Raw genomic sequence first — 26,644 nt, 5'->3', positions numbered from 1 at the left:
GCGGGCCCGCACCCCTGACCAGGGGGCGGGCCCGCGCCGCGTTTTCGGTCCGCCGCAGGACCGCCCGTGCGCCCGGCCGCGTGACAGCCCGTGTGCCCGGTCTCCGTGGCGGTCGGGAAGGGCCCCGTGACAGCCGGGAAGTCGGTCAGCCGGCCCGGGGCATCAGGCGGGCGGGCCGCTGGACGAGTTCGCCGTACAGCCGCGTGCGCAGCTTCAGTTCCTGCGAGGTCGGCGGCTGGGGACCGAATCGCGGCGGCGCCTCCTCCACCCGGTGGGCCGGGGACTCCGCGGGCTCGTACCGGTCCGGGGGCGTGACCAGGGCGAACAGCGTCAGACCGATCAGCAGCGCCGCGAGGGAGAAGACCACCCCGGCCCACCGCCGCGCCCTGCGCTCGCTGCCGGTACGGACCGCGTCGGGCGCGGGGAGCGCGGCGGACGCCTCGGGGTGCCCCCGGACGAGCACGCCGATCCGTTCACGCAGGAGGGCCGACCGTTCGGCGGTGGACGAGGGTTCCGCCAGTTCGGGCAGCCGCTCGACGACCGCGGCACGCGCGTTCATCAGCCTGCTCGCCGTCGCCGGGGTGCTGGCCTCCGTCTCCGCCGCGGTCTCCGGCAGGGCCAGGCCGACGGCGTCGTGGAGAACGAGCGTGCGCCGGTAGGACGGGGGCAGCGCGAGCAGCGCGTCGAGCAGGGCCCGTGCGCCGGACTCCTCGGGCGGCGGGTCGACGGCGCGGTGCGTGAGGCGCAGCCGGTGCCACGGCGACAGCGCGTACTCGTACGCCGCCGCCCGCACCCAGCCGACCGGGTCGCGGTCCACCGCGACCTCGGGCCAACGCTCCCAGGCCAGTGCGAAGGCCCGTGCGACGGACTCGCGGGAGCGTCCTCGGCGTCCGGTCAGCAGGAACGTCTGGTGGAAGAGAGCGGTCGAGGAGTGCGCGTACAGGGCGTCGAACGCCGCGGCCGCCGCCTCGGACACATCGCGCGGTTCGACGGAACCACGATCCCCTTCCCCGGATCCGGACCTGCCGCTGCCGCTGCCGCTGCCGCTGCCGCTGCCGCTGCTGGCGCCGGCAGGCCCGGCCCCGCCGGTGGGCACCGGCCCGCTGGGCGCGGGCACGGCCCCGGCAGGCACGGGCACGGTGGGCAGGGCGGTTGGTTCAGGGGTGTCGCGGGGGTGCCCGGTCGGCGTCATGAACAGACCCTCGTGGGCCTGCGCCGAGTCATTGAGTACATAAACATATATTGAGCGACACAACGGTTGTTCTCCCGTTACACGAAACAGGCGCGTGTCGTTGGCAGCATGATGGCGTGATTCAAGTGACCGGAGGCAGCCCGCCGTCGTCGGCGGAACAGGCCGCGGAACAGGCCGTGAGGCGGACCGCGGAACAGGCCGGGAGAAAGACCGGGGGGCCGGTCGGCGTGCGGGCGGCGGAACGATCCGTACGACGCAGCCGCTCCGCCGTACTGGTCTTCACCTTCCTGCGCGGAGGGATCGCGGCCGGGCTGGGGCTCGGCGCGCTCACCGTGCTCGTCATGGTGCTGTGGGTCAGTTCCCCGAGCCCCGACGACGGGTCCTCCGGAGCCTTTCACACGGCGGCCGGGCTCTGGCTGCTCGCCCATGGCGCCGAGCTGATCAGGACCGACACGCTCGACGGGATCCCCGCCCCGGTCGGTCTCGTCCCCCTGTTGCCCGCCGTGCTGCCGCTGTGGCTGGTGCACCGTGCGGCCCGGGACGCCCTGGAGGCCGAGGAGGGGCGCGCGGTGCCTTCGGCGCCGGCCGCTTTCGGCCTGGTCACGGGCGGGTACGCGGTGGTCATGGCGGCGGTCGCGCTCTATGCGCGAGGCGGTTCGCCGTCCGTGCGCGTGGTGTCGCTGCTCTTTCCCGCGGCCGTGGTGGTGGCTGCTGCCGCGGCGGCCGGTGTGTGGACGGCGTACGGGCACCCGCTCGGTCCGCTCCCGGCCCGGGTGCCGATGCGCGTCCGTGCGGCGCTGGCGCGCTCCCGGTCCCGGGAACGCGCCGCGACGGCGTGGCGGTCCGCCGCGGCGGGCGTGATGACGCTGCTGGGCGGCGGGGCGCTGCTCGTCGCCGTGGCGCTGGTCTGGCACGCCGACGCGGCTCAGCAGTCGTTCGTCCAGCTCGCGGGCGGCTGGGCGGACCGGGTCGCGGTGCTGCTGGTGGCGCTGGTCCTGGTGCCGAACGCGGCGGTGTGGGCTGCCGCGTACGGGCTCGGCCCGGGTTTCGCGCTCGGCACGGCGTCCACGGTCACCCCGCTCGCCTTCTCGGGGTCCCCGGCGCTGCCGGTCTTCCCGTTGCTGGCCGCGGTGCCGGAGCGGGGGGAGGGGACGTGGCCGAACTGGGTGGCCGCGGTGGTGCCGGTCGCCGCCGGGGTGGTGGTCGCCCGGTTCACGGTACGAAGCGCCGCCCCCGTCCACGACACGGGTGACGGCGGGGACGGAGACGGAGGCGGAGACGCAGGCGGAGGCGGAAGCGGCGGAGATACGGACAGGGGCGGGCCGGGGGAGGCGTGGAGCGCGGGCGGGACAGCGCTGACGGCCGCGCTCGGGGCGCTGGGGTGCGGGTCGCTGATGGCCGTGCTGGCCGCCGCCGCGGGCGGGCCGCTCGGCCCCCGCGCGCTCGCGGAGTTCGGCCCGGTGTGGTGGCTGACGGGTGCGGCGGCCGCGGCGTGGACGATGGCGCTGGCCGTTCCCGGGGCGCTGTTGCTGCGGGCCTGGCGGCTGCGCGGGCGGAACGGCGGAGGGGAACGGGGCCGTCGCCGGAACGCGGCCGGAGGGGCGGAGGAGACGGCGCGAACGGGCCGGACGGCGCGAAGCACGGAGCGGGCGGCGGGGGCGGAGGGAGCGGCAGGTAGGCCCGTCGGTCAGGGACCCGCCGAGGCACCCGTTCCGCCGACGCGCCGGAGAAAGGCACGGACCGGACGGGGCTCCGCGAGGGCGTCCACGCCACGCGGGGCGGTGACCGTCGGCGGGGCGGAGGGGTTCGAGGACGACGACGCGGAGCCGTACGACTTCCTGCCGACCGACCCCTGGCACGCGCGGACGGCCCGGCGTACGGGTGGAGACGCCGGGCCGTCGGGGAAGTTGTGAGGCGGGCCGCCGCCGGAGGAGGCGGCCCGCCCTCGGTCCGAGGAACGTTCGGTCCTCGGTGAAGGACGGTCAGTTCTTGATGCCGAAGATGGGCTCCAGCGGCTTGGGCAGCAGATCGTTGCAGGCGAGCTGGCCGGACTTGGTCAGGGCGTCGTTCACGCAGGTGTAGTAGTCGCGGTAGACCAGCTGCACCGTGAACGTCGTCGCGACGACCGAGAGCGCGAGCAGGGCCGTCACCAGACCGCTGAGCGCGGCCGTGGTCTGCTGGCGGCCGTAGCTCGGGGCGGGGGAGCCGGGGGCGGCCCCGGCCGCCGGGACGTGCCCGGTGCCGGACCCCTGGAGGGGGTCGGTGGCCGGTGCGCCGGAAGGCGCGGCCGGGCGGGACGCTCCGGCGCCGCCCGGTGCGGAGGGGTCCTTCGGCTTGTTACGGAGCGCGCTGATCGACCAGTACACGGCGAGCGCGCCGAGCAGCAGGGCGATCTCCGGGAAGTCGAACAGCGCGAAGAAGAACGCCCACATGCCGCCGAGCAGTGCGTAGCGTGCTCGGCGCTGGGCCGGGTCGGTCGGGTCCCAGCGAAGTCCGCCGGGGTTGCTCTCGGGACCGCCAGGACCGTTCGGGCCGCCCGAGCCCCCGGGCCGTCCGCCGAAACCGCCGCTCTGACGGCCGGGCTGCCGATTGCTCCACCGGCTGCCCCAGGCCGGCCGGTCGCCGGAGGAGCCGTCCTCGGGCGATCGGCCGCCCTCGCTCCCGTTCCCGCCGCGTCCGTCGCCGCCGTTCTCCCGGCCGTCGTCGGCGTTCGAGGGGGTGCGGGGCCGCCAGGGCCGGTCGGGGCGGTTCTCGGGCGGTGCGGCGAACGGATTGTCGTCGGCGGGACCGGAGGACCCTTGAGAACGCGCGGAACCGGGGGCGCCCGCGGTGTCCGGGGAGGAAGGGGAGGAGTCGGCGGAGGACCGGTGCTCCCGCAGCAACGGCGAGCCCGGCGCGGGCAGCGGCCGCGACGACGCTCCGAACGACACCGAGGACGCTCCGAACGACGGCTGCGGCAGCAGTGAGGCCGGCCCGGGCAACGGCTGCGACGAGTGGTGGAAGGCGGTGCGGCGGCGTCGGTCCGTCATGTGGTGAACGTCTTCCCCATCTCGTCATTTCCGTCCTGCGGACGGATCCCTGTCCCTTGACGCTACCTCCCGGCCAGGAGCGGCCGAAAGCTGGGAGTGGCCGCGCCGAGCGGCCGGACCGCGACCCCAGGCCCACCACGGGGCCCGCCCAGGGCCCCGTGGTGGCCGATATGCGACGGATGCGCGGTCCCTCACCCCGTCCCGAGGGGGCTCGCACGGCTCCCGGTATCGTTGCTGACGGTCGACCGTTCGTAGAGTTCCCCGTATCGAGGGGCGCGATTCTTTCGTACGACCATACAAATTCAGCGTCACTTGCTCCATGCCGCTTGATTCATCGTCGCCTGCTTCATCACGCGAGAAAGGGCCCAGCCGTGGCCTCCCCGCCCCCTTCCGCCGGACCGGCCCGCCTGGTCGTGCTGGTCTCCGGCTCCGGAACGAATCTCCAAGCACTGCTCGACGCCATCGGTGACGACCCCGAGGGCTTCGGCGCGCGGGTCGTCGCCGTCGGAGCCGACCGCGACGGCATCGTCGGTCTGGAGCGGGCGGAGCGCGCCGGGCTGCCGACCTTCGTGTGCCGGGTCAAGGACCACGCCACGCGCGAGGAGTGGGACGCGGCGCTCGCCGCCGCGACCGCCGAGCACCACCCGGATCTCGTGGTGTCGGCGGGATTCATGAAGATCGTGGGCAAGGAGTTCCTCGCCCGGTTCGGCGGCCGGTTCATCAACACCCACCCCGCCCTGCTCCCCAGCTTTCCCGGTGCCCACGGGGTGCGTGACGCGCTCGCGTACGGCGTGAGGGTCACCGGGTGCACCGTCCACTTCGTCGACGACGGGGTCGACACCGGTCCGATCATCGCGCAGGGCGTGGTCGAGGTGATCGAAGAGGACACGGCGGAGGGCGAAGCGGCCCTCCACGAACGCATCAAGAAAGTCGAGCGCAAGCTGCTCGTCGAGGCCGTACGGCGGCTCGCCCGCGACGGCTATCGCATTGAGGGACGAAAGGTTCATCTCGGTCATGTCGGTGAATAAGCCCATCCGCCGCGCCCTGGTCAGTGTCTACGACAAGACGGGGCTCGAAGACCTCGCCCGCGGTCTGCACGAGGCGGGTGTCGAGCTCGTCTCCACCGGCTCCACCGCCGGGCGGATCGCCGCCGCCGGGGTGCCCGTCACCAAGGTCGAGGAGCTGACCGGCTTCCCCGAGTGCCTCGACGGCCGCGTCAAGACGCTGCACCCGCGCGTCCACGCCGGCATCCTCGCGGACCTGCGTCTGGACGCCCACCGCGAGCAGCTCGCCGAGCTGGGCGTGGAGCCGTTCGATCTCGTCGTCGTCAACCTGTACCCGTTCAAGGAGACGGTCGCCTCCGGCGCCTCCGCCGACGAGTGCGTGGAGCAGATCGACATCGGCGGTCCGTCCATGGTCCGCGCCGCCGCCAAGAACCACCCGTCGGTCGCCGTGGTCACCAGCCCCGAGCGGTACGCCGACGTCCTCGCCGCCGTCAAGGCGGGCGGCTTCGACCTCGCCGCCCGCAAGCGCCTGGCCGCCGAGGCGTTCCAGCACACCGCCGCGTACGACGTCGCCGTCGCCTCCTGGTTCGCCGCCGACTACGCCGCCGCCGACGACTCGGGCTTCCCGGACTTCTTCGGCACGACGTACGAGCGCGCGAACGTCCTGCGGTACGGCGAGAACCCGCACCAGCCCGCCGCGCTCTACACCTCCGGCACCGGTGGCCTGGCCGAGGCGGAGCAGCTGCACGGCAAGGAGATGTCGTACAACAACTACACGGACACCGACGCCGCGCGCCGGGCCGCGTACGACCACGCCGAGCCGTGCGTCGCGATCATCAAGCACGCCAACCCGTGCGGTATCGCGATCGCCGACGATGTCGCCGAGGCGCACCGCAAGGCACACGCCTGCGACCCCCTGTCGGCCTTCGGCGGGGTCATCGCCGTCAACCGTCCGGTGACCGTGGCCATGGCCGAGCAGGTCGCGGAGATCTTCACCGAGGTCATCGTCGCCCCGGCGTACGAGGACGGCGCGGTCGAGGTCCTGGCCCGCAAGAAGAACATCCGCGTGCTGCGCTGCCCCGATGCCCCGACCGCCCCGGTCGAGGTCAAGCCGATCGACGGCGGCGCGCTGCTCCAGGTCACCGACCGCCTCCAGGCCGAGGGCGACGACCCGGCCAACTGGACCCTGGCCACCGGTGAGGCGCTTTCCGAGGACGAGCTGAAGGAACTCGCCTTCGCGTGGAAGGCGTGCCGCGCGGTCAAGTCCAACGCGATCCTGCTCGCCAAGGACGGCGCCTCGGTGGGCGTCGGCATGGGACAGGTCAACCGGGTCGACTCCGCGAAGCTGGCCGTGGAGCGGGCGGGCGAGGAGCGCGCACGGGGCTCGTACGCGGCCTCCGACGCGTTCTTCCCGTTCCCGGACGGCCTGGAGATCCTGACCGTCGCCGGTGTGAAGGCCGTGGTCCAGCCGGGCGGTTCGGTCCGTGACGAGCTGGTCGTCGAGGCCGCGCAGAAGGCGGGCGTGACGATGTACTTCACGGGCACGCGCCACTTCTTCCACTGAGCGCCGTGCACCTGAGCACGAAGGGCCGGAACTCCGCGAGGAGTTCCGGCCCTTCGTGAACCGACGTCAGGTCTGCGTCAGCTCTTCTTGACCACCAGTGTGCCGGCGGCACGGTCGTGCCAGCCCTGCAGCTTGCCGGAGTTGTCGAAGAACGGCGACAGGTAGACGAGGATGGCGCCGATGTAGCAGAGGAACGCGCCGACGATCGGGATGATGTAGCGGATGAAACCGGCGCCGAGGCCCGGCTTCTGACCGGTGTTCTCCTTGACGACCTTCAGGCCGAGCGCCATCTTGCCCAGGGTCGCGCCGACCAGAGAGATCATCAGCCACTCGTAGAGCAGCGTGACCAGGGCGAGTATGGCCAGCATGCTGAACATGGTGGCGATGAAGCCGGCGCTCGCGTCGTTCATGCAGGAGTCGTAGCCGGAGGTCCCGTAGGTGCAGTCCTCGGCGCTCTTCGCGAGGCCCAGGGCACCGGCCACGCCGATCGCGCTGATGATGCCGTACAGCACGCCGATGGCCAGACCGTCGATCAGACGCGCGCCGAGACGCAGGCCCATGGTGCCGATCTGGACCGTGCCCAGGTTCGGCACGTTGATGTAGCCGTTGTTGGCCTGGAGCGTGCCCGGGGCCGGGGGCTGCTGCGGGTAGCCGTAACCGGGCTGACCCTGCGGCGGCTGACCGGGCTGCTGCGGGTAGCCGTAACCGGGCTGCCCCTGCTGCGGGTAGCCGTATCCCGGCTGGCCCTGCGGCGGCTGACCGGGCTGCTGCTCGTACGGGTTGTTCGGGTCGCCGAAGCTCATCTGGGGAGTTCCTCCAACGTGCACATGGGGACGATGCGGCCGCACGGAGGAAAGAGAAGGTCTGTGGTCCGCCCCCCGGTACTACTGCGGCACAGCGCTCATAATCGTTATAAACAGAATGTAAGTTTGTCCAGTCGAGATGGCTGGATGTTGCTCAAGCGAGACATGACGGCTGTTCCCGGGCGCCCGGAATTGGTATACGGGCGGGGTCATCCGCGAGTATGGGGACATGAGCGCCCAGATTCTCGATGGCAAGGCCACCGCAGCCGCGATCAAGTCCGATCTCACCGTCCGCGTGGCGGCCCTCAAGGCACGGGGCGTCAACCCTGGCCTCGGAACACTGCTCGTCGGGGACGACCCGGGCAGCCGTTGGTACGTGAACGGCAAGCACCGCGACTGCGCCGAGGTCGGCATCGGCTCCATCCAGCGCGAACTTCCCGACACCGCCACCCAGGAGGAGATCGAGGACGTCGTCCGGGAGCTCAACGCCGACCCCGAGTGCACGGGGTACATCGTGCAGCTGCCCCTGCCCAAGGGGATCGACACCAACCGTGTCCTGGAGCTGATGGACCCCGCCAAGGACGCCGACGGTCTCCACCCGATGAACCTGGGCCGGCTCGTGCTGAACGAGACGGGTCCGCTGCCGTGCACCCCGCAGGGCGTCGTCCAGTTGCTCCGTCACCACGGTGTGGAGATCAACGGGGCGCACGTCGTGGTCGTGGGCCGGGGCGTCACGATCGGCCGGCCCATGCCGCTGCTGCTGACCCGCAGGTCCGAGAACGCCACCGTCACCCAGTGCCACACCGGTACGCGTGACCTCTCCAAGCACCTCAAGCACGCCGACATCATCGTCGCCGCCGCCGGAGTGCCCCACATCATCAAGCCCGAGGACGTGAAGCCGGGCGCGGCCGTGCTCGACGTCGGCGTCAGCCGGGACGAGAACGGCAAGATCATCGGGGACGTCCACCCGGGCGTGGCCGAGGTCGCCGCCTGGCTCTCCCCGAACCCCGGCGGTGTCGGTCCGATGACCCGCGCCCAGCTGCTCGTCAACGTGGTTGAGGCGGCCGAGCGCGCCGCGTCCGCCGCCTGACCCGGCGGACCCGAATCCGGAAGGAACCCCATGGGTGCTGGTAGGAGCCCGGCCCGCCCGGCCGTCGAGGTGGACGCCGCCACTGCGGACGCCGCCACGGCGGACGAGGGCGCACCGGGCCGGGCCGCGTCGAACGACGACGCGTCCGGCGAGGCCGCGGTGAGCGAGGTCGTTCCGGGCGAGGGCGCGTCCGGTGAGGCAGCTTCGAACGAGGTCGCTTCCGGCGAGGGCGGTGACGCCGGTTCCGGTTCGTCGCGGCGGCCTCCCCTGTTCACCCGGGACACCGCGCGCCCCGAGGGCGGCGGTCGGGCCGCGCCCGGGGACGCACCCGCACCGGCCCGGCAGTGGCCGCTGCTCGCGGTGCTCTGCGTGGCCGGCCTCGGGCTGCTGATCGTGGCCGTCGACCCGTTCGCCGAGGCGTTCCGCGTGGGCACGATCCTGATCGGTGCCTCCCTCATAGGCGGCGCGGTGCTGCGGCTCGTGGTCCCGTCGGTCGGCATGCTGGCGGTCCGTTCCCGCTTCACCGACCTGGTGACGTACGGACTCCTCGGCTTCCTCATCGTGATGCTCGCGCTGGTGGCCCAGCCCAAGCCGTGGCTGGACATCCCGCTCCTGGAGGACGCGGTCCACTTCACGATCCGCTGATTCCCGCCCGTACGACAACGGCGCCGCCCCTGTGGGCGGCGCCGTTGTCGTGGCGCCCGTCCCTTCCCCCGAGGAGGGACGGACACCGGGGTCGGGGGAGCCACCGGAACTCGCGTTCCGCATTGTGGCGACTTGCGTGGCCTTGCCCCTGTCCTGACTTCAGCCTCGTGGACGGCGGAGGGCGGTTCAAGGGAACCCTGGGGCCTGTGGCACGGAAGTGACCATTCCGCCACGGTGTGATCGTCGCGCAACGGTGTCGGTCCCGTTCCGTACGGCTCCCCCGCAGGACGACGGACGAGGCCGTACGACGTGCGCTCATACGCGTGCGAGCGCACGTACGAGTGCCCGTACCCGGACCCGTACGCGTACGAGCGAGACGGACCCGCATGCGTACGGGCGAAACGGGCGCGTCGTGCGCACAGGTGGCCGGGAAACAGCCCCGAGGAGGGGGCGAAGGGGGCGGGAGCGAAGAGGGAAGCGGGTACGACCGGGTGGGCAGAGCGGGACGGCTCGTACGGGGTCCCACAGGGGGCCGGACGGCCAGGAGGTTCCGGGTCGGATAGCCTGGCCGCTGGATATCTCTTCACGTCAAGATTCAGGGATGTCCAGCTCCAGGGGCCAGGAACCCCCACCGCCAGCTGTCTAACGGAGATCGCCATGACCCGCACTCCCGTGAATGTCACCGTGACCGGCGCAGCCGGCCAGATCGGCTACGCACTGCTCTTCCGCATCGCTTCCGGCCACCTGCTCGGCCCGGACGTGCCGGTCAACCTGCGTCTCCTGGAGATCCCGCAGGGCCTGAAGGCCGCCGAGGGCACCGCGATGGAGCTCGACGACTGCGCCTTCCCGCTGCTGCGCGGCATCGAGATCACCGACGACGCCAACAAGGCGTTCGACGGCGCCAACGTCGCCCTGCTGGTGGGCGCCCGCCCGCGTACCAAGGGCATGGAGCGCGGCGACCTGCTCTCCGCCAACGGCGGCATCTTCAAGCCGCAGGGCAAGGCGATCAACGACCACGCCGCGGACGACATCAAGGTCCTTGTCGTCGGCAACCCGGCCAACACCAACGCGCTCATCGCGCAGGCCGCCGCCCCGGACGTACCGGCCGAGCGCTTCACCGCGATGACCCGCCTCGACCACAACCGCGCGATCTCGCAGCTGGCCGCCAAGACCGGTGCCGCCGTCTCCGAGATCAAGAAGCTGACGATCTGGGGCAACCACTCGGCGACCCAGTACCCGGACATCTTCCACGCGGAGATCGCCGGCAAGAACGCCGCCGAGCTCGTCAACGACCAGGCGTGGCTGGCCGACACCTTCATCCCGACCGTCGCCAAGCGCGGCGCCGCGATCATCGAGGCCCGTGGCGCGTCCTCGGCCGCCTCCGCCGCCAACGCCGCCATCGACCACGTCCACACCTGGGTCAACGGCACCGCCGCCGGTGACTGGACCTCCATGGGTGTTCCGTCGGACGGCTCCTACGGCGTGCCCGAGGGCCTCATCTCGTCCTTCCCCGTCACCACGAAGGACGGCAAGTACGAGATCGTGCAGGGCCTGGACATCAACGAGTTCTCCCGCACCCGCATCGACGCGTCGGTGCAGGAGCTCACCGAGGAGCGCGACGCGGTTCGCGAGCTCGGCCTGATCTGACCCGTTCCTTCCGGGACGTACGTCTTCACGCGCAGACACCACCGCCCCCGGCGGCGCTGCATCCGCAGTCGTCGCCGGGGGCGGTGGCGTACCCGCCCGCTGACCGACCGGCCGTGCGACCGGGTCGGACAGCGGGCGGTCGGACAGCGGGCGGTCAGTGGGTGGTCAGCCCTTGAGCAGTTCGTCGGCGGTCTGGCGCAGGGCGGCCATGGCCAGGTGCTGCAGCCCGGGGCCGAACGTGATCCGGGTGGCGCCCAGCTCCCCCAGGCGGCGCGGCGGCGGCCCGTCGGGCAGGGCGACCGCGTTGAGCGGTCCCGGGACGGCGGCGGCCAGCCGGGGCAGGGCCTCGGGCGGCGCCATGATCGGGTAGACGCAGTCCGCGCCCGCCGCCACGTACGCCTTGGCGCGGCGGATCGTCTCCGCCTCCTGATCCGTGCCGTCGGGGACGCCGCGGACGTACGTGTCCACGCGGGCGTTGACGAAGAGCCGGTCACCGGCCGCCGCGCGCACCTCCGCCAGCCGGTCCGCCTGCCGCTGGACGTCGACGAGGACGCCGTCGACCGAGTCCTCCAGGTTGCAGCCGACGGCGCCGGTCTCCAGAAGGCGTTCCACCAGCTCTGCGGCCGGCAGCCCGTACCCCGCCTCGATGTCCGCCGAGACGGGAACGGTCGACGGGACGGCGCGCACGATCCTGGTCACGGCCGCGAACATCTCGTCGGCGGGTGTCTCCCCGTCCCTGTGGCCGAGCGACGCGGCGATACCGGCGCTGGGCGTGGCGAGCGCGGGGAAGCCCGCCTCGACGAGGACACGGGCGCTCGCCGCGTCCCATGGACCGGGGAGGATCAGCGGGTCATCGGGGGCGCGGTCGAGGTGGAGGGCTCGAAGGACTGACGCGGTCATCGTGGACTCCTGGGAGAAGAGGGCCATGTGCGGGGCGGGTGCGCGGAGTGTGAGCGGGGGCGTGTGGCGCGATCGGAGCCTGCGGGCGGGCCCGGAGGCGTGTGGGACGCGCAGGGCCTTTGCGGCGGCATGCTAGGTCAGCGGGCGCGCGGGGCACGGCGGGACGCGCAGGGCGTACGAGGCGCGCAATCCGCGCAGAGGTATGCGGAAGTGCGCGGGGCACGAAAGGCGCGCGACCAGCGGAGTGAGCCGTGAGACCTGCGGTTCAAGACCCATGACCAGTGCTCCCATGTCCCGTGACCCCTCTTCCCCGGGTCCCGCGAGACCTGTGCCCCCATGTCCCACGACACTGCGCGTGCCCCGCGGGACTTGCGCGCCCATGCCTCGTGACCTGTGCCCCGTGAGCCGCGTGGCACGGCCTCGTAGGACCGCGTGGCACGGCCTCGTACGACAAGGACGCGCGACGCACGGCCCGTGCGGTGAGGCCCCGTGCGGTGCGGTACGTGCGCCGAGGCCCGTACGGCGGAGGCCGCGTACGGACGTGGCCCGTGCGACGGGAGTGCACGGACCCGGTGCGGCACCGGTCGGTGCCCGTCAGTGCTTGTTGTCGCCCGGCTGGTAGTGGCCCGGGACCATGCGGGTGGTCACGGCGAACCGGTTCCAGGCGTTGATGGTCGTGATCGCGGCGACGAGATGGGCGAGCTCGGTCTCGTCGAAGTGCTTGGCGGCGTTCTCCCACACCTCGTCCGGCACGAACCCCTCGGTCAGCAAGGTCATCGCCTCGGTCAGCTCGATGGCCGCGATCTCCTTGGGCGTGTAGAAGTGCCGCGACTCCTCCCACGCGCTGAGCTGGATGATCCGCTGGACGGACTCGCCCGCGGCCAGGGCGTCCTTGGAGTGCATGTCGAGGCAGAAGGCGCAGTGGTTGATCTGGGAGGCGCGGATCTTCACCAGTTCGCCCACGACCGGGTCGAGACCCCCGCAGGACGCCCTGTCGAGCCGGGCCATGGCCTTGTAGACATCGGGCGCCAGCTCGGCCCAGGCCGTACGGGGAGTGTGCTCGGGGTTGAGCCCGGAGGCGGTGCGGGCGTTCTCGTTCGTTGTCATGGGGACGACGTTACGGGAGGGTGGCGCAGCGGTATGGTCCATTTCCATGAGGGATTCCTGGGCCACTTTCGGAGCCGACCTCCACCTGGAGACGAAGGGTTCGACCGGGCTGCGGGCGGGGCTCATGGACGCCCTGCGCGAGGCCGTGCGCACGGGGCGGCTGGCCCCCGGCACCCGGTTGCCGTCCTCCCGCAGCCTCGCCGCCGACCTCGGTATCGCCCGTAACACCGTCGCCGACGCGTACGCGGAACTGGTCGCGGAAGGATGGCTCACCGCCCGGCAGGGATCGGGCACCCGGGTGGCGCGGCGGGCCGAGCCCCGCCGGACGGCCACCCGGGCGGTGCCGTCCCGGCCGGTGGGCTCCCGGCCCGCCCACGACCTGAAGCCCGGTTCGCCGGACGTCTCCTCCTTCCCGCGCGCCGAGTGGCTCAAGGCGTCCCGGCGCGCCCTGACCGCCGCGCCCAACGACGCCTTCGGTTACGGGGATCCGCGCGGGCGCGTGGAACTGCGCACCGCGCTCGCCGGCTATCTGGCCCGCGCCCGCGGTGTGTACGCGGACCCGGAACGGATCGTGGTGTCCGCGGGCTTCGTGCACGCCCTGAAACTGATGGGGACGGTGCTGCGCAAGCGCCGGGTGCGCGAGGTGGCCGTCGAGTCGTACGGACTGGATGTGCACTGGCGGCTGCTCACGGACGCCGGTCTGCGCATCCCGCACCTCCCGATGGACGGATCCGGGGCCAGGACCGATGTCCTGGGCGGGATGCCTGGGATCGGGGCCGTGCTGCTGACACCGGCCCACCAGTTCCCGACAGGGGTACCCCTCCACCCCGACCGGCGGGCCGCTGCGGTCGACTGGGCGCGTCGCACGGGCGGGCTGATCCTGGAGGACGACTACGACGGTGAGTTCCGTTACGACAGGCAGCCGGTCGGTGCCCTGCAAGGGCTCGATCCGGAACATGTCGTGTACCTGGGCACGGCGAGCAAGTCCCTGGCACCCGGGCTGCGGCTGGGGTGGATGGTGCTGCCGGAACGTCTGGTGGGGGAGGTGGTCGAGGCGAAGGGGATCAGCGACTGGTCGTCGAGCGCGCTGGAGCAGCTGACGCTCGCGGAGTTCATCGACTCGGGCGCGTACGACCGCCACGTACGCGCGATGCGCCTGCGCTACCGCCACCGACGCGACCAGCTCGTCGCGGTCCTGGCGGAACGGGCCCCCGACGTCCGGGTCAGCGGCATCGCCGCCGGTCTGCACGCCGTGCTCGAACTCCCCGAGGGCGGCGAGGCGTCGGCGCTGCGCGCGGCGGCGTGGCAGGGGCTCGCACTGGAGGCGTTCTCACGCTTCCGCCACCCGGAGGCCGCGCCGGGCCGGGACGCCCTGGTCATCGGCTACGGGACGCCGACCGACAGCGCCTGGCCGGGCACGCTGGAGGCGCTGGTCCGCGTTCTCGCGTGAGGTGCGACCGGGGGTGCGCTTGCTCCGGACATGTCGGCAGGGGACGTGGGGCAGGGAGCAGGGGGAGCAGGGGCAGGAGACAGAGGCAAGCGCGTTTCTACGCCCCGGGGCTCGCTGCGGGAGGCGGCGTCACGGCGTGTCGTGTACAACTCCGCGTCGGTATTGAAGGTCCGCGCCTGCAACTCCGCCGCCGCCCGTGCGGTCGTGCCGGCGCCGCTCTTGTCCATGCCCGCACCGGCGACATCGGAGCGCTTGCGCAACTCGCCATGGATGCGGAACGCCTCGTTGCCCACCGCGTCCAAGTCGTCCTGATGCACCACCAGGTCGGCTTCGCTCCCAGCGCCGGAGCCGACGGACGCGGACCCGGCGGAGTTGAGCCGCATACGCACCGAATGACGTTCCCGCACCTGCGACTTGATCTGCGCCCAATCGTCTTCGAACGTCACCAGCCCCCTAGCCGTTCCGACGAACATCCCCACTGACAGGACGTTGTTCAACTGTCCTTGGGGCATGGCGATCGAGCTGGATTCCTGGTCGGGTGATCTCCCGGTGGTCCGTGCATGAAGGCCGGGCCTCTTCCGGGTGGGCGGGGATCCGTGACGCGTTGCTGGTGCCGAGCTCGCTGGAGGATCGGGGCCTTGTGCTCCCCGCAATGGTCTACTACTCCCAGCGGCGGGGCAGTTGGCGAGTGACGTGAATGAGGTATTCCGCGGGCGGGGGAATGTTTTGGCCCGAGGGCGCGGACCATCCGCGTACCGATGCGCCGGGCCGGGGCGCTCTTCTCGTACGGGCTCCTCTCCCCGATAATGACCCTCAAGTGTCTGTCCTTGAGGGGGACTTGTGTCGGATCGTGCTTCCACTCCTGTTCCGCCCTCCATGAGCAGAGTCGCGCGGGACTTCGAACTCGGGTCGCGCAAGGGGCTGGTGTGGACCGAGCCCAAGCGTTTTCCGTGGATCGTGGTGCTACTGCCGACGCTGGTCGGGCTGCCGGTGCTCTGGCTGGGGATTTCGGCCGCGGTGGAGGGCCAGCGGAGCCACGGCAGCTGGTACTACGGGCTGCCGCTGCTCATTTTGGGGGCCGCCATGGTCGCCGCAGCCGGGTACTTCCTCTTCCTTGGGCTCACGAGACGGCAGGCGCAGGTCTGGGTGGGTCACTACCAGCACGGCATCGTCCGGGAGGTCGCCGGGCACGTGCCGGAGGCGTACTCATGGGACGAGATCGACGGCATTCGGCGGCGCAGCGCCAAAGTGACGAACGGGATCATCAGCGCCACCACACACGAGCTGTGGGTGTGTCCCCGTGAGGGTGCCGAGATCACGGTGACCGACGCGTACAAGGGGGTCGCCCGGTTCGCCGACGAACTGGACAAGACATTCACGCGTGTACGGCTGCCGCAGGACAGCGACCGGCTGAAGGCGGGCGAACGGGTCGGCTTCTTCGGGGCCCACCTCGATCCCGCCGGCATCGGGTACCTCGACCAGCGGATCGGCTGGCGCGAGGTCGACCGGGTCACGGTGAGACACGGCTGGCTGGAGATCCACCGGCACGGCGGCGGAAAGCCGTGGGCCAGGCTCCCCGTGGAGATGGTCCAGAATCTGTCGGTCTTCCTGGCCCTCGCCACAAGGATGTGCCAGGAGACGGCAGGGGAAGGGTCGCGATCAGACGATCCGGCCTGATCCGGCGAAGGCCGGCGGCGCTCCGGCAGTGGGTCCGGATCAACGAACCGAAACGGCAACAGAACCTGCCCGGCAGAGTACGTGGCTTCAATCACGGGGCGGTTTGATCGAACAGGGTGCCTGGTCGGGTGATCTGGGCATGCGGGGCAGGCGAGCAGGCGGGCAGGCGGGGTAGGCCCGGCCAGGCCGGCCGAGGCGGGGCAGGTCCGGGGCCGGTCCGGTGAAGCAAGCGCGGCGGTGCCGGGGGTTCACGCTTGTCCTGTGCTGTCCTCGTCGCGGCGGTCCGCACCGTCCGGGCCGGACGCGTCCTCGCCGGTGTGCGGTTCGCCGTCCAGGACCTGTTGCACCAGCAGGTCGCGGAGGGGATCGGTGATGTGCCAGGAGTGAGGGGCGGGGTGGCGGTCGTACAACGCGCACGGGCATCGGGAGCCGGTGATGAGATTGCGCAGGACGGCCGGACATGGGGGTAGTTCGGCGAGACGGTACGCACGGTGTTCGCCGGAGCCGACACGGGTGTTGTGATCGGTGCCGGTCCAGAACAGCCACAGGTCGCGGGTGGCCGGGGGGTCGACTGCCCAGAGGCGTGCGGCGTGCTCGGTTTGTTCACCGTGTGGGCGGTCGTGTACGCCGAGTTCGCACAGCGCGTAGCCGTCCATACAGGTGTCGGGCGGGTTCACGGGGCCGCCGGGCATGGTCGTGAGTGCCACGAGGGTGTCTATCTCGGGGATGTCGGTGAGGGCGGTGCATTGCAGCACGTCTGCTCATCTCCACGGCGGTGTCGGGGCAGGCCGGACCCTGCCTTGATCCGGACCGGTCGTGAGGCGGGGCGAGTGGGGGCAGGGCGAGTGGGGCGGCTACGGGAGTTGGGTGATGGTGACGTCGCGTAGCTCGCGGTGGAGGCGGGAGGCGAGCATGCCGGGGAGGCGGGGTTGGTCGTAGGGAGCGAGGATGTCGTGGTCGGTGGTGTGCCATCCGGTGTCGGTGAGTTGGTAGAGGGTGCCGGAGACGCCGTGGAGGCGGGGTTTGCGTACGCGGAGTACGGCGTGTTCGGTGTGGCGGAGGAAGGGACACTGGTGGAGGGAGGCGTGGGCGTGTGTGGTGCACAGGGGCGGCATTGAGGTGATGGAGCGTTCGGGCCAGGTGGGGGGTGAGTCGGGGCGGCGCCAGTCGAGGAAGAGCCAGCCTTGTTCGTCGCGGTCGGCGGGGGCGGCGCAGATCTGGCAGAGCATGTGTTGCATGCAGGTGCGTTGGCGGTGGACGTGCATGCGGTTGTACTGGACGCGTCCGGTGGTGGTTTCGGTCATGCGGACCCAGAGGTTGCCGTGGTGGTCGCGGTCCCCGGGGCGGGGGTGGCGGTAGGCGAGGCGGGGCCCGCCCGGTGCGAACTCGATAGTCAACTCCGCTTCGCGGACGGGTTCTTCGGTGGTACGTGACGCGACGTACGGCGTCAGCAGAGGCATGACGGTTGTTTCCCTTTTTCGGCAGGCCGTGCGAGGCCCAGCGGACCACGGGCTGTGCGCGACGAGAGGGGCGAGGTGCGGTGAGGTGAGGCGAGGGGGGTTATGCGGCGATCAGCGCACCGGGCGCGACCGGAGACGCGGGCGCGGGCATGGGCGTGGGTATGGGTGTGGGCTGCGGCGTGAGCAGCGGGCAGGCGGTGAGCCCGTACCAGCCCGTCTCGTCCCATGCGAGGAACGAGACCTGGCCGCTGTTGGCGAGCCGGTGCAGCGCTTCGGCCTGGCGCTCGTCGTCGGCAACCCAGGCACGCAGCTCGGTGGGTGCGTCGCATGCGGGTGCGGGTGCGGGTGCGGGTGCGGGTGCGGGCGTAGTGGCGGGCGTGGGCAGGGGCGCGGGCCGTAACACGTATGGGGGAATCCACGGGGTGCCCGGCTCCGGATCCAGCCCGTTCGCGATCCGCACGGCCTGGCCCCGCAGCCACCGCAACGCGAGCCGGGGAGACGGGGCGACGGTTCGGCCGAGCCGGACGGTCGTGCGGCCGTCACCCGCGTACACCGAGGCGAGGTACGGCCCCGTCACAGCAGCTCACCACGGCTGCGCCGGTTGGCACAGGCCAGTTCGGCGCGCAGACGCTCTATCGGTTCGGCCGGCCGTACGTCCTCCGGGGCGACGGTCCACTCGACCCCGCCACCGACGGGACGCAGGGACCACTTCCCGCACCACTCGCCACGGAACTCACCGACCCGGTCCTGTGATAGGTCAACCATGAGCGTGCCGAGAGCCGGGGGTGGGGTCGGGGCCGAGGCCGTGGTGTGTGGGGGTTCCTGTTGGTTCGAGGCGCCGTTCTTCGCAGACACGGGCCACTCCTCTCCGTAGTGGTTCCACTACCAAGGCGGCTCAGCGTGACTTACTGTCAGCGTCCCTTCAACTAGCTGGAATCGAAGGAAGAGAGGATCCCAACGTGGTCAACCGCAAGGAGTTAAACCCGGAATCAAGCCCGGAGGCGGCCTACGGAGCGCGTGTGCGCAGGCTGCGGGAAGATCGCGGCTGGAGCCAAGAGGATCTGGCGGGAAGAGTGGCATATTCCAGCCAGCATATTTCGGCTGTTGAAACTGCTAGGAAACCGCCAACCCTTCCCTTCGCTCGCAAAGCCGATCTCGTCTTTGGTACTACCGGCACCGCCGACTCGTTCGAGCGTGAGTGGCGCGAGATGCGGCACGGCGTGCTGCTGGAGGGTTTCCCGGAGTACGTCGGGTACGAGGGCCGGGCAGTGGAGATCCGGCTGTTTGAGATTGGGCTCGTCCCGGGGCTGCTTCAGACGCCGGAGTACGCACGGGCCTTGGCGGACGGCGATGTGTGGCGGGGTTCCATCACGCCCGAACAGGCAGACGAGCGGGTCGCGTTCCTGGCGGGGCGGCAGGCGGCGTTGGCGGGGCCTCGGCCGCCGATGGTGCTGGTGGTGATGGACGAGAGCTGTCTCCATCACGCCGTTGGCGGGACCGAGGTCATGACGGCTCAGCTTGAGCGGCTGGTCGAGGTGGCAGCCCTCCCTAACTGGATGCTTCAGGTGTCACCCTTCGGAATAGGGGCGCGGCGCTCGTTCAACCTGCCGCTGTACCTACTGACGCTGTCGGACCGCACGGTCATGTCCTACGCCGAGTCCGCCCAGCAAGGTCGCCTGGAACGGGAAACGGCCTCGGTAGTACCGCTGCTGACGGCATACCATCAACTACAAGCCGAGGCGTTGTCCCAGGCGGAATCCGTAGCGTTGATCAACCAGTTGCGAAAGGGCCTCCCGTGACGACCGAATCTCCCCGCTGGTTCAAGTCCTCGTACAGCTCGAACGGTGGTGCCTGCGTCGAGGTAGCCGTCAATCTTGCCGTCTCCCACGGCGTGGTTCCTGTCCGTGACTCGAAGAACTTGAGCGGTCCGGTGCTGAACACATCTGTTGACGCGTTCGCGTCCTTCTTGGCGGGCGTCAAGGTTGAAGGGTTCGGCGCGGTCTGACCGTCCGGTTCGCGTGCTGGTTGAGGTGGCCTCATCGTGCGTCGCATGGTGGGGCTTCTCGACTTGAAGCGGGCTTGGTTCTGCTGCAAGCAGAGGTGCTGCCCCAGGCGGAATCCGTGACGTGATCAACCATTTATGAAAGGGCACCCCGTGACGACCAAATCTCCCCGTTGGTTCAAGTCTTCGTACAGCTCGAACGGCGGTGACTGCGTCGAGGTCGCCGTCAACCTCGCCGCCTCGCGCGGCGTGGTTCCTGTCCGTGACTCGAAGAATTTGAGTGGTCCGGTGCTGAAGACCTCTGTCGACGCGTTCGCGTCCTTCGTGGCGGGCATCAAGTCGGGCTGGGACTCAGCTGATTGATTTGCTGAATGCTGACTTCGAGCTGCCCCGTCGCACGGTAGGCGATGGGGCATCTCGCTGCTCGCCCGCGGGACCACCCCCGCGTGCGCGGGGACCAGGGGACCGCTCAGCAGCGACGAGACGGCCCCGAGGAACACCCCCGCGTGCGCGGGGACCAGTCTGTACCGGGAGATGCGCCTGGCCGGGGTGCGGGACCACCCCCGCGCACGCGGGGACCAGCCCAGCTCCGCAACCCCCGCGCGGTGCCCGACGGGACCACCCCCGCGCACGCGGGGACCAGAGCGCGGCCTCGGCCTGTTGGGGCACGACCCCGGGACCACCCCCGCGCACGCGGGGACCAGATCCCGAAGTAGTCGGCCACGGCGGGAAGGTCGGGACCACCCCCGCGTGCGCGGGGACCAGCGACCGCCCATGCGCGTCTCGGTGTAGAACCCGGGACCACCCCCGCGTGCGCGGGGACCAGGGCAACGAGATCTCCAGCGCGAACCCGCTGCCGGGACCACCCCCGCGTGCGCGGGGACCAGCCCGAGTGGACGTTCATTGACCCGGCCGCCGCGGGACCACCCCCGCGTGCGCGGGGACCAGTGTTCAAGCTCAAGTCCACCGCCGCCCCCGCCGGGACCACCCCCGCGTGCGCGGGGACCAGACGTCAAGGTGTTCCGGGGAGGCATGACTTTCGGGACCACCCCCGCGTGCGCGGGGACCAGGCGGCGGACGGGGTCACGATCACGCGTGATGAGGGACCACCCCCGCGTGCGCGGGGACCAGCGCGGTCGCGTACGACGCCTCAGGGAAGAACAGGGACCACCCCCGCGTGCGCGGGGACCAGACCAGGACGTCGACGCCGCGCAGCCCGTTGCCGGGACCACCCCCGCGTGCGCGGGGACCAGCGGAGACCTGTTGCTTGGTCGGCCCACCGGGAGGGACCACCCCCGCGTGCGCGGGGACCAGGGCTTCCCGGCCAATGTGCCGGACACGTACGAGGGACCACCCCCGCGTGCGCGGGGACCAGCGATGCGGGCTCCGGGTCGGGCGTCGGTGTGGCGGGACCACCCCCGCGTGCGCGGGGACCAGCCCTGGCATACCCACTGCGTCATGTTTGTTGGGGGACCACCCCCGCGTGCGCGGGGACCAGGCCGCCGTCGGATTCGCCCTGAGCTACGGCGCGGGACCACCCCCGCGTGCGCGGGGACCAGAGTTCCTGACCTGCGGGTTTAGGCGGCAGGAAGGCGGTTTTTACTTACTTCCTTGAATTGCGACATCCGGGTCAAAGTGCCCTTTCCGGTGTGCTGGCGTAGTTGCGTCGCCCTTCGTCGCTGCCCGCACATCCGCCGTTGAAAGCAGTGCGGCTTGGAGACTACTCGGCGGCGGCTCTCCTCCGGCGTGGGTTGTCGATACGGAGTCGTCTCCCGATAGGCCCTCGGTCCCGGCGATCGCGTGGCCGGAACTGGCTGCGTCCGCCTTCTCCGGGAGGGGAGAGAGGCAGGGAAGTGCGAGGGCGGGGCGGGGCGGGGTCGGGGCGCGGCCGGGCGGGGTCGTCGGCTTGGGTCTCGCGGGCCCCGCTTCCCGTGTGGACAGGCTGAGCTTTAATCTGACGAACGGTTGTACTTGGCCGGATTCATACGACGGGGGAGACGGAAACATGGCTGTACGCAAGTTGAGGTCGAGCACCGTGGTGCTTGGCGGCATGGGGATGCTCGCCGCAGTGATCACCTCCTGCGGTTCGGAGCCGGACAAGCGGTGCGTCGATCCGTTGAGCCACAAGCAGCTGCCCAGCTACAAGTGCAAGAGCGGCAGCGGCAGCGGCAGCGGAAGTGGCAGTGGCAGCAGCAGTGGCAGCGGCGGCGGTTCGTACTACTACGGCGGCAAGAGCAAGAACGGCCGGGTGGAGGGCGGCAGTTTCGACAAGGCGGCCGTCGAACGCGGCGGCTTCGGCTGCTCGGGCACCGGGGGCGGCTGAACCGGCATGGAGCGCCGCACCACACCACCGCGCCCCGGCTGGCAGGAGACGGTCGAGAGCCAGGGCGTCGTCTACCCGCTGACCCGTTACCCCGACGGGTCGCTGCGGCCGTATTGGGACGAGAGCGCCTACTACGTCTTCTCGCTGCCCGAGGTCGAGGCGCTGGAGGAGGTCGTCGAGGAACTGCACGCGATGTGCCTGGTCGCCGCCGCGCACATCGTGGAGCGGGACCGGTTCGTCGAACTTGGCATCACCGACGGCAGGTTGGCGGACCTGATCGCGGAGTCCTGGCGGCGCCGCGACGAACTCCCGTCCATCTACGGCCGGTTCGACCTCCGCTACGACGGGACCGGGCCGGCCAAGATGCTGGAGTACAACGCGGACACCCCCACCTCGCTGGTGGAGGCCGCGAGCGCCCAGTGGTTCTGGATGGAGGACCGCTTCCCAGGCGCCGACCAGTGGAACTCGCTGCACGAACGCCTCGTCGAGGCGTGGCGTCGTCAGGCCGGGCTGCTGCCGCCCGGGCCGGTGCACTTCGCGCACTCCGAGGGCGACGAGATCGGCGAGGACCTGATGACGGTCGCCTATCTGCGGGAGACCGCCGAGCAGGCCGGTCTCGACACGGAGGCGCTCTCCGTGGAACAGATCGGCTGGGACCGGCTGACGGGCCGGTTCGTGGACGAACGCCTGGGCTTCATCCGAAGTTGCTTCAAGCTGTACCCGTGGGAGTGGCTGGTGACCGACAAGTTCGGGCCGCACGTCCTGGACACCCTCGACAATGGCGGAGGCACCGGCGCCACCTGCTGGATCGAGCCCGCCTGGAAGATGCTCCTCTCCAACAAGGCGCTCATGGCGATCCTCTGGGAGCTCTATCCGGGCCACCCGAACCTGCTCGCCTCCTACCTCGACGGTCCGCGTGAACTTGCCGCGCACGTTACAGGCCCCGGGGCCGGTTACGTCGCCAAGCCGTTGCTGGGCCGGGAAGGCGCCGGGGTCACGATCCATGAGCCGGGAAGCCCCGAGGTACTGCGCGACGAACCGTGCTGCTACCAGGAGTTGGCGCCCCTGCCGGACTTCGACGGCAACCGGGTCGTGCTCGGGGCGTGGGTCGTCGAGGGCGAGGCGGCGGGTCTGGGCATCCGGGAGTCGGAGGGGCTGGTGACGGACGAGTACGCCCGATTCCTGCCCCATGTCATCCTGTGAGACCTTCCCGCCCCCCACGTCATCCTGTGAACGGGTCCCGGGGTTCCGGGGTTCTGAACGGGTGCCGGGCTCCGGGGGACTGAGCGCCGGGTGCCGGACGCCGGGTGCCGGGGCCGTTCCACGGTCCCGGCACCCTCAGGAGCTCCTGGGGCCGTCGGGACCCGTCGGGAGTCGTCGGCTCAGCCGCGCAGCACGCCGCGGATCTGCTCCAGGCCCCAGTCCAGGTCCTCCTTGCTGATCACCAGCGGCGGGGCGATCCGGATCGTCGAGCCGTGGGTGTCCTTGACCAGCACCCCCCGGTCCATCAGCTTCTCGGAGATCTGCCGGCCGGTGCCGTGGCGCGGGGCGATGTCGACGCCCGCCCACAGGCCGCGTCCTCGTACCTCCTCCACCGCGCCGCCGCCCACCAGCAGGTTCAGCTCCTGGTGGAGGTGTTCGCCGAGTTCGGCCGCCCGCTGCTGGTACTCGCCGGTGCGGAGCATGGCGATGACCTCCAGGGCGACCGCACAGGCGAGCGGATTGCCGCCGAACGTCGAGCCGTGCTCACCCGGCCGGTACACGCCGAGCACGTCCCGCGAGGAGACCACCGCCGACACCGGCACCACGCCACCGCCCAACGCCTTGCCGAGCACGTACATGTCCGGCACGACCCCCTCGTGCTCGCACGCGAAGGTCTTCCCGGTGCGGCCCAGGCCCGACTGGATCTCGTCCGCGATGAACAGGACGTTCCGCTCCCGGGTCAGTTCGCGCACCCGGGGAAGGTAGCCGGGCGGCGGCACCAGCACCCCGGCCTCGCCCTGGATCGGCTCCAGCAGCACCGCCACCGTGTTCTCGGTCATCGCCTCCGCGAGCGCGGTCAGGTCCCCGTACGGAACGATCTCGAACCCCGGTGTGTACGGGCCGAAGTCCTCCCGCGCCTCCGGGTCCGTGGAGAAGCTGATGATCGTCGTCGTACGACCGTGGAAGTTGTTCGAGGCCACGATGATCTTGGCCATGCCGTCCGGGACGCCCTTCACCCGGTAGCCCCACTTGCGGGCGGTCTTCACCGCGGTCTCCACGGCCTCCGCCCCGGTGTTCATCGGCAGGACCATCTCCATGCCGCACAGTTCGGCGAGCCGCGTACAGAAGTCGGCGAACCGGTCGTGGTAGAAGGCGCGCGAAGTGAGGGTCACCCGCTCCAGCTGGTCCCTGGCCGCGTCGAGCAGGCGCCGGTTGCCGTGGCCGAAGTTGAGCGCCGAGTACCCGGCGAGCATGTCGAGATAGCGCCGGCCCTCGACATCGGTCATCCAGGCGCCGTCCGCCGAGGCGACGACGACGGGCAGCGGGTGGTAGTTGTGCGCGCTGTGGGCCTCGGCGGAGGCGATGGCGTTGTCCGTGGTCGACACGGGATCTCCGATCGTCGTGCGGCGTGGGCGGAGGGTGGTGCCCACTTTGTATCGTCGGTCACAACCGGGGCGAGGAAACCTGCGATCCACGGCGCGCCCGCCCGGTCTCCGTGACGTCGCTGTCCGTGTCCCTGCGGCGCGCCCGCCCGGACCTCCTGTCACACCGCTGTTCGTGCCCTCGCCGCTTGCCTGCCCGGCCCCGCGACCATCGCAGTCCGCACCCCCGCGCGGCGTGCCCGCCCGGCCGCCGCGGCGTCCCTGCCCGTGCCGCGCAACGCGCCCGCCCGGCGCCCCTGCCCGTACGCCCGTACCGCCCGGCGCCGCCCGCCGTACCGGCCGCCCCGGTCCCGTGCCGTCCGCGCCGCACGGCCGCGCCACCGGCTGCCGGAGCTGCGTGCCGCACCTGAGACAATGGGGCCATGGCCTCTGAACGTCCCCGCGTGCTCTCCGGAATCCAGCCCACCGCAGGCTCGTTCCACCTCGGCAACTACCTCGGCGCGGTGCGCCAGTGGGTGGCGCTGCAGGACTCCCACGACGCCTTCTACATGGTGGTGGACCTGCACGCGATCACCGTCCCGCAGGACCCCGCGCAGCTGCGCGCGAACACCCGGCTCGCCGTCGCCCAGCTCCTCGCCGCCGGTCTCGACCCCGAGCGCTGCACGCTCTTCGTCCAGAGCCACGTGCCCGAGCACGCCCAGCTCGGCTGGGTCATGAACTGCCTGACGGGCTTCGGCGAGGCGTCCCGCATGACGCAGTTCAAAGACAAGTCCGCCAAGCAGGGCGCCGACCGCACCACCGTCGGCCTCTTCACGTACCCGATGCTGATGGTCGCCGACATCCTGCTGTACCAGGCCGACCAGGTCCCGGTCGGTGAGGACCAGCGCCAGCACCTGGAGCTGACCCGCGATCTCGCCGAGCGGTTCAACGGCACCTACGGCGACACGTTCACCGTGCCGGACCCTTACATCCTCAAGGAGACGGCGAAGATCTACGACCTCCAGGACCCGTCGTCGAAGATGAGCAAGTCGGCGGCCACCCCGAAGGGTCTGATCAACCTCCTCGACGAGCCGAAGGCCACCGCCAAGAAGGTCAAGAGCGCCGTCACCGACACCGACACCGTCATCCGCTTCGACCGGGCCGAGAAGCCCGGCGTCAGCAACCTGCTGACCATCTACTCCACGCTCACCGGCACCGGTATCGCGGATCTGGAGCAGAAGTACGAGGGCAAGGGCTACGGTGCGCTCAAGACCGACCTCGCCGAGGTCATGGTCGACTTCGTCACACCGTTCCGCACCCGCACCCAGGAATACCTGGACGACCCGGAGACGCTGGACTCGATCCTGGCCAAGGGTGCCGAGAAGGCCCGTGCCGTGGCGGCCGAGACCCTGGCCCGGACGTACGACCGGATGGGCTTTCTGCCCGCCAAGCACTGAGTCCAAGGACCCTGGCGGTTTTGTCGCCCCAGGCGTCACACTGACGATGGGAAATCCACCGGGCGGATGGCCGGAAAAGGGCTGTTCACCATTGAGGACCACCGACCTTCGAGGATTGAGGAGAACGACGTGGGGACCGTAACGCTCGGCGTTTCGATCGCGGTCCCGGAGCCCTACGGGAGTCTGCTCCAGGAGCGGCGCGCGAGCTTCGGGGATCCTGCCGCGTACGGCATTCCCACCCATGTCACCCTCCTTCCGCCGACCGAGGCCGCCGCGGCCGACCTGCCCGCGATCGAGGCGCACCTCGCCCGGATCGCGACGGCCGGCCGGCCCTTTCCGATGCGGCTGTCCGGGACGGGCACCTTCCGGCCCCTCTCGCCGGTCGTCTTCGTGCAGGTCGTCGAGGGAGCCTCGGCCTGCTCATGGCTCCAGAAGCGGGTCAGGGACGCCTCCGGGCCGCTGGTGCGCGAGCTCCAGTTCCCGTACCACCCGCACGTGACCGTGGCGCACGACATCCCCGAGCAGGCGATGGACCGGGCGTACGAGGAGCTGGGCGACTACGAGGCCGCCTGGACCTGCGGTTCCTTCGCGCTGTACGAGCAGGGCCCGGACCGCGTGTGGCGCAAGATCAACGAGTTCCCGTTCGGCGGCGGGGGCGGCACGCCCGCCGTGCCCGCGCAGGGCGGTTCCTCCGTGGACGAGCCCTCCCTGCGGTCCTGACCCGTCCCGC

General features: G+C 71.1%; 26 protein-coding genes and 1 CRISPR repeat array. Of the genes, 15 read left to right on the top strand and 11 right to left on the bottom strand.

Features of this window, described 5'->3' with window-relative positions; translation table 11 throughout:
• Positions 1-145: 145 nt before the first annotated feature.
• A complete protein-coding gene (locus AB0E67_RS04375; RefSeq protein ID WP_362020737.1) occupies positions 146-1,192 on the bottom strand; it encodes a sigma factor-like helix-turn-helix DNA-binding protein in 1,047 nt (348 codons plus the stop codon).
• Positions 1,193-1,308: 116 nt separating this feature from the next.
• Between AB0E67_RS04375 and AB0E67_RS04370 the strand changes: the two genes are divergently transcribed.
• On the top strand, positions 1,309-3,105 hold the full coding sequence (locus AB0E67_RS04370) for a DUF6350 family protein (RefSeq protein ID WP_362020734.1): 1,797 nt from the start codon (positions 1,309-1,311) through the stop codon (positions 3,103-3,105).
• 69 nt (positions 3,106-3,174) lie between these two features.
• Here AB0E67_RS04370 and AB0E67_RS04365 read toward each other — a convergent pair whose 3' ends face one another.
• Positions 3,175-4,221 (bottom strand): hypothetical protein, encoded by a 1,047-nt coding sequence (locus tag AB0E67_RS04365; RefSeq protein ID WP_362020732.1) that lies wholly within the window; start codon positions 4,219-4,221, stop codon positions 3,175-3,177.
• 371 nt (positions 4,222-4,592) lie between these two features.
• On the opposite strand from AB0E67_RS04365, the gene purN reads away from it, so the two are divergent.
• Positions 4,593-5,249, top strand: a complete 657-nt coding sequence (gene purN, locus AB0E67_RS04360; RefSeq protein ID WP_362020730.1) for a phosphoribosylglycinamide formyltransferase — start codon at positions 4,593-4,595, stop codon at positions 5,247-5,249.
• Positions 5,236-6,789: a bifunctional phosphoribosylaminoimidazolecarboxamide formyltransferase/IMP cyclohydrolase gene (purH, locus tag AB0E67_RS04355; RefSeq protein ID WP_362020728.1), complete on the top strand. Its 1,554-nt coding sequence runs from the start codon at positions 5,236-5,238 to the stop codon at positions 6,787-6,789. The genes purN and purH overlap by 14 nt, the downstream gene beginning before the upstream one ends.
• A 77-nt stretch (positions 6,790-6,866) precedes the next feature.
• On the opposite strand, the gene AB0E67_RS04350 is transcribed toward purH, so the two are convergent.
• A complete protein-coding gene (locus AB0E67_RS04350; RefSeq protein ID WP_362020725.1) occupies positions 6,867-7,592 on the bottom strand; it encodes an RDD family protein in 726 nt (241 codons plus the stop codon).
• A 229-nt stretch (positions 7,593-7,821) separates the two neighbouring features.
• Between AB0E67_RS04350 and AB0E67_RS04345 the strand changes: the two genes are divergently transcribed.
• The 3 genes from AB0E67_RS04345 (at position 7,822) to AB0E67_RS04335 (ending at position 10,974) form a co-directional block, all read left to right on the top strand.
• Complete coding sequence (locus AB0E67_RS04345; RefSeq protein WP_362020723.1) at positions 7,822-8,682, top strand: bifunctional methylenetetrahydrofolate dehydrogenase/methenyltetrahydrofolate cyclohydrolase; 861 nt, start codon at positions 7,822-7,824, stop codon at positions 8,680-8,682.
• A gap of 30 nt (positions 8,683-8,712) precedes the next feature.
• On the top strand, positions 8,713-9,327 hold the full coding sequence (locus AB0E67_RS04340; RefSeq protein ID WP_362020720.1) for a DUF3017 domain-containing protein: 615 nt from the start codon (positions 8,713-8,715) through the stop codon (positions 9,325-9,327).
• A gap of 657 nt (positions 9,328-9,984) precedes the next feature.
• A complete protein-coding gene (locus AB0E67_RS04335; RefSeq protein WP_362020718.1) occupies positions 9,985-10,974 on the top strand; it encodes a malate dehydrogenase in 990 nt (329 codons plus the stop codon).
• 165 nt (positions 10,975-11,139) lie between these two features.
• Here AB0E67_RS04335 and AB0E67_RS04330 read toward each other — a convergent pair whose 3' ends face one another.
• Both AB0E67_RS04330 and AB0E67_RS04325 read right to left on the bottom strand, forming a co-directional pair.
• Complete coding sequence (locus tag AB0E67_RS04330; RefSeq protein ID WP_362020716.1) at positions 11,140-11,874, bottom strand: isocitrate lyase/phosphoenolpyruvate mutase family protein; 735 nt, start codon at positions 11,872-11,874, stop codon at positions 11,140-11,142.
• A 594-nt stretch (positions 11,875-12,468) separates the two neighbouring features.
• On the bottom strand, positions 12,469-12,981 hold the full coding sequence (locus AB0E67_RS04325; protein ID WP_362020713.1) for a carboxymuconolactone decarboxylase family protein: 513 nt from the start codon (positions 12,979-12,981) through the stop codon (positions 12,469-12,471).
• A 46-nt stretch (positions 12,982-13,027) separates the two neighbouring features.
• Here AB0E67_RS04325 and AB0E67_RS04320 point away from each other — a divergent pair, with 46 nt between their 5' ends.
• Positions 13,028-14,431, top strand: coding sequence for a PLP-dependent aminotransferase family protein (locus AB0E67_RS04320; protein WP_362020710.1), 1,404 nt, complete (start codon positions 13,028-13,030; stop codon positions 14,429-14,431).
• On the opposite strand, the gene AB0E67_RS04315 is transcribed toward AB0E67_RS04320, so the two are convergent.
• Positions 14,365-14,928: a hypothetical protein gene (locus AB0E67_RS04315; RefSeq protein ID WP_362020707.1), complete on the bottom strand. Its 564-nt coding sequence runs from the start codon at positions 14,926-14,928 to the stop codon at positions 14,365-14,367. The genes AB0E67_RS04320 and AB0E67_RS04315 overlap by 67 nt on opposite strands.
• A 379-nt stretch (positions 14,929-15,307) precedes the next feature.
• Here AB0E67_RS04315 and AB0E67_RS04310 point away from each other — a divergent pair, with 379 nt between their 5' ends.
• A complete protein-coding gene (locus AB0E67_RS04310) occupies positions 15,308-16,108 on the top strand; it encodes a DUF6585 family protein (protein ID WP_362020704.1) in 801 nt (266 codons plus the stop codon).
• 248 nt (positions 16,109-16,356) lie between these two features.
• On the opposite strand, the gene AB0E67_RS04305 is transcribed toward AB0E67_RS04310, so the two are convergent.
• The 4 genes from AB0E67_RS04305 to AB0E67_RS04290 form a co-directional block, all read right to left on the bottom strand.
• Positions 16,357-16,863: a hypothetical protein gene (locus AB0E67_RS04305; RefSeq protein ID WP_362020701.1), complete on the bottom strand. Its 507-nt coding sequence runs from the start codon at positions 16,861-16,863 to the stop codon at positions 16,357-16,359.
• A 99-nt stretch (positions 16,864-16,962) separates the two neighbouring features.
• Positions 16,963-17,568, bottom strand: coding sequence for a hypothetical protein (locus AB0E67_RS04300; RefSeq protein WP_362020699.1), 606 nt, complete (start codon positions 17,566-17,568; stop codon positions 16,963-16,965).
• Positions 17,569-17,668: 100 nt separating this feature from the next.
• The gene (locus AB0E67_RS04295) at positions 17,669-18,145 is read right to left on the bottom strand and encodes a hypothetical protein (RefSeq protein ID WP_362020696.1); all 477 of its coding nucleotides are present in this window, start codon (positions 18,143-18,145) and stop codon (positions 17,669-17,671) included.
• Positions 18,142-18,333: a hypothetical protein gene (locus tag AB0E67_RS04290; RefSeq protein WP_362021462.1), complete on the bottom strand. Its 192-nt coding sequence runs from the start codon at positions 18,331-18,333 to the stop codon at positions 18,142-18,144. The genes AB0E67_RS04295 and AB0E67_RS04290 overlap by 4 nt, the downstream gene beginning before the upstream one ends.
• A 194-nt stretch (positions 18,334-18,527) precedes the next feature.
• On the opposite strand from AB0E67_RS04290, the gene AB0E67_RS04285 reads away from it, so the two are divergent.
• The 5 genes from AB0E67_RS04285 to AB0E67_RS04265 all read left to right on the top strand — a co-directional run bounded on the left by AB0E67_RS04285 (position 18,528) and on the right by AB0E67_RS04265 (position 23,096).
• Positions 18,528-19,367: a helix-turn-helix transcriptional regulator gene (locus AB0E67_RS04285; protein ID WP_362020693.1), complete on the top strand. Its 840-nt coding sequence runs from the start codon at positions 18,528-18,530 to the stop codon at positions 19,365-19,367.
• Positions 19,364-19,573 carry a DUF397 domain-containing protein gene (locus AB0E67_RS04280; protein WP_362020690.1) on the top strand — a complete coding sequence of 70 codons (210 nt, stop codon included), beginning with the start codon at positions 19,364-19,366 and terminating at the stop codon, positions 19,571-19,573. The genes AB0E67_RS04285 and AB0E67_RS04280 overlap by 4 nt, the downstream gene beginning before the upstream one ends.
• Positions 19,574-19,723: 150 nt before the next feature.
• Positions 19,724-19,933, top strand: a complete 210-nt coding sequence (locus tag AB0E67_RS04275) for a DUF397 domain-containing protein (protein WP_362020687.1) — start codon at positions 19,724-19,726, stop codon at positions 19,931-19,933.
• A gap of 69 nt (positions 19,934-20,002) precedes the next feature.
• Positions 20,003-21,129: a CRISPR direct-repeat array (repeat unit 29 nt; unit sequence GGGACCACCCCCGCGTGCGCGGGGACCAG).
• A 446-nt stretch (positions 21,130-21,575) separates the two neighbouring features.
• The gene (locus tag AB0E67_RS04270; RefSeq protein WP_362020685.1) at positions 21,576-21,893 is read left to right on the top strand and encodes a hypothetical protein; all 318 of its coding nucleotides are present in this window, start codon (positions 21,576-21,578) and stop codon (positions 21,891-21,893) included.
• A 6-nt stretch (positions 21,894-21,899) separates the two neighbouring features.
• A complete protein-coding gene (locus AB0E67_RS04265; RefSeq protein ID WP_362020682.1) occupies positions 21,900-23,096 on the top strand; it encodes a glutathionylspermidine synthase family protein in 1,197 nt (398 codons plus the stop codon).
• A gap of 179 nt (positions 23,097-23,275) precedes the next feature.
• Here AB0E67_RS04265 and rocD read toward each other — a convergent pair whose 3' ends face one another.
• On the bottom strand, positions 23,276-24,481 hold the full coding sequence (gene rocD, locus AB0E67_RS04260) for an ornithine--oxo-acid transaminase (RefSeq protein ID WP_362020679.1): 1,206 nt from the start codon (positions 24,479-24,481) through the stop codon (positions 23,276-23,278).
• 419 nt (positions 24,482-24,900) lie between these two features.
• Between rocD and trpS the strand changes: the two genes are divergently transcribed.
• The gene (gene trpS / locus AB0E67_RS04255; protein ID WP_360106512.1) at positions 24,901-25,914 is read left to right on the top strand and encodes a tryptophan--tRNA ligase; all 1,014 of its coding nucleotides are present in this window, start codon (positions 24,901-24,903) and stop codon (positions 25,912-25,914) included.
• Between the two features lie 129 nt (positions 25,915-26,043).
• Entirely contained in the window at positions 26,044-26,634 is a 591-nt protein-coding gene (locus tag AB0E67_RS04250) for a 2'-5' RNA ligase family protein (RefSeq protein ID WP_362020676.1), read from the top strand.
• The last annotated feature ends 10 nt before the right edge of the window (positions 26,635-26,644 follow it).

The sequence above is a fragment of the Streptomyces sp. NPDC032161 genome, assembly GCF_040636995.1.
Classification (GTDB): Bacteria; Actinomycetota; Actinomycetes; order Streptomycetales; family Streptomycetaceae; genus Streptomyces.
The sequence above is the reverse complement of the archived record's forward strand: the minus strand, read 5'-3'. Positions and strand labels throughout refer to the sequence as shown.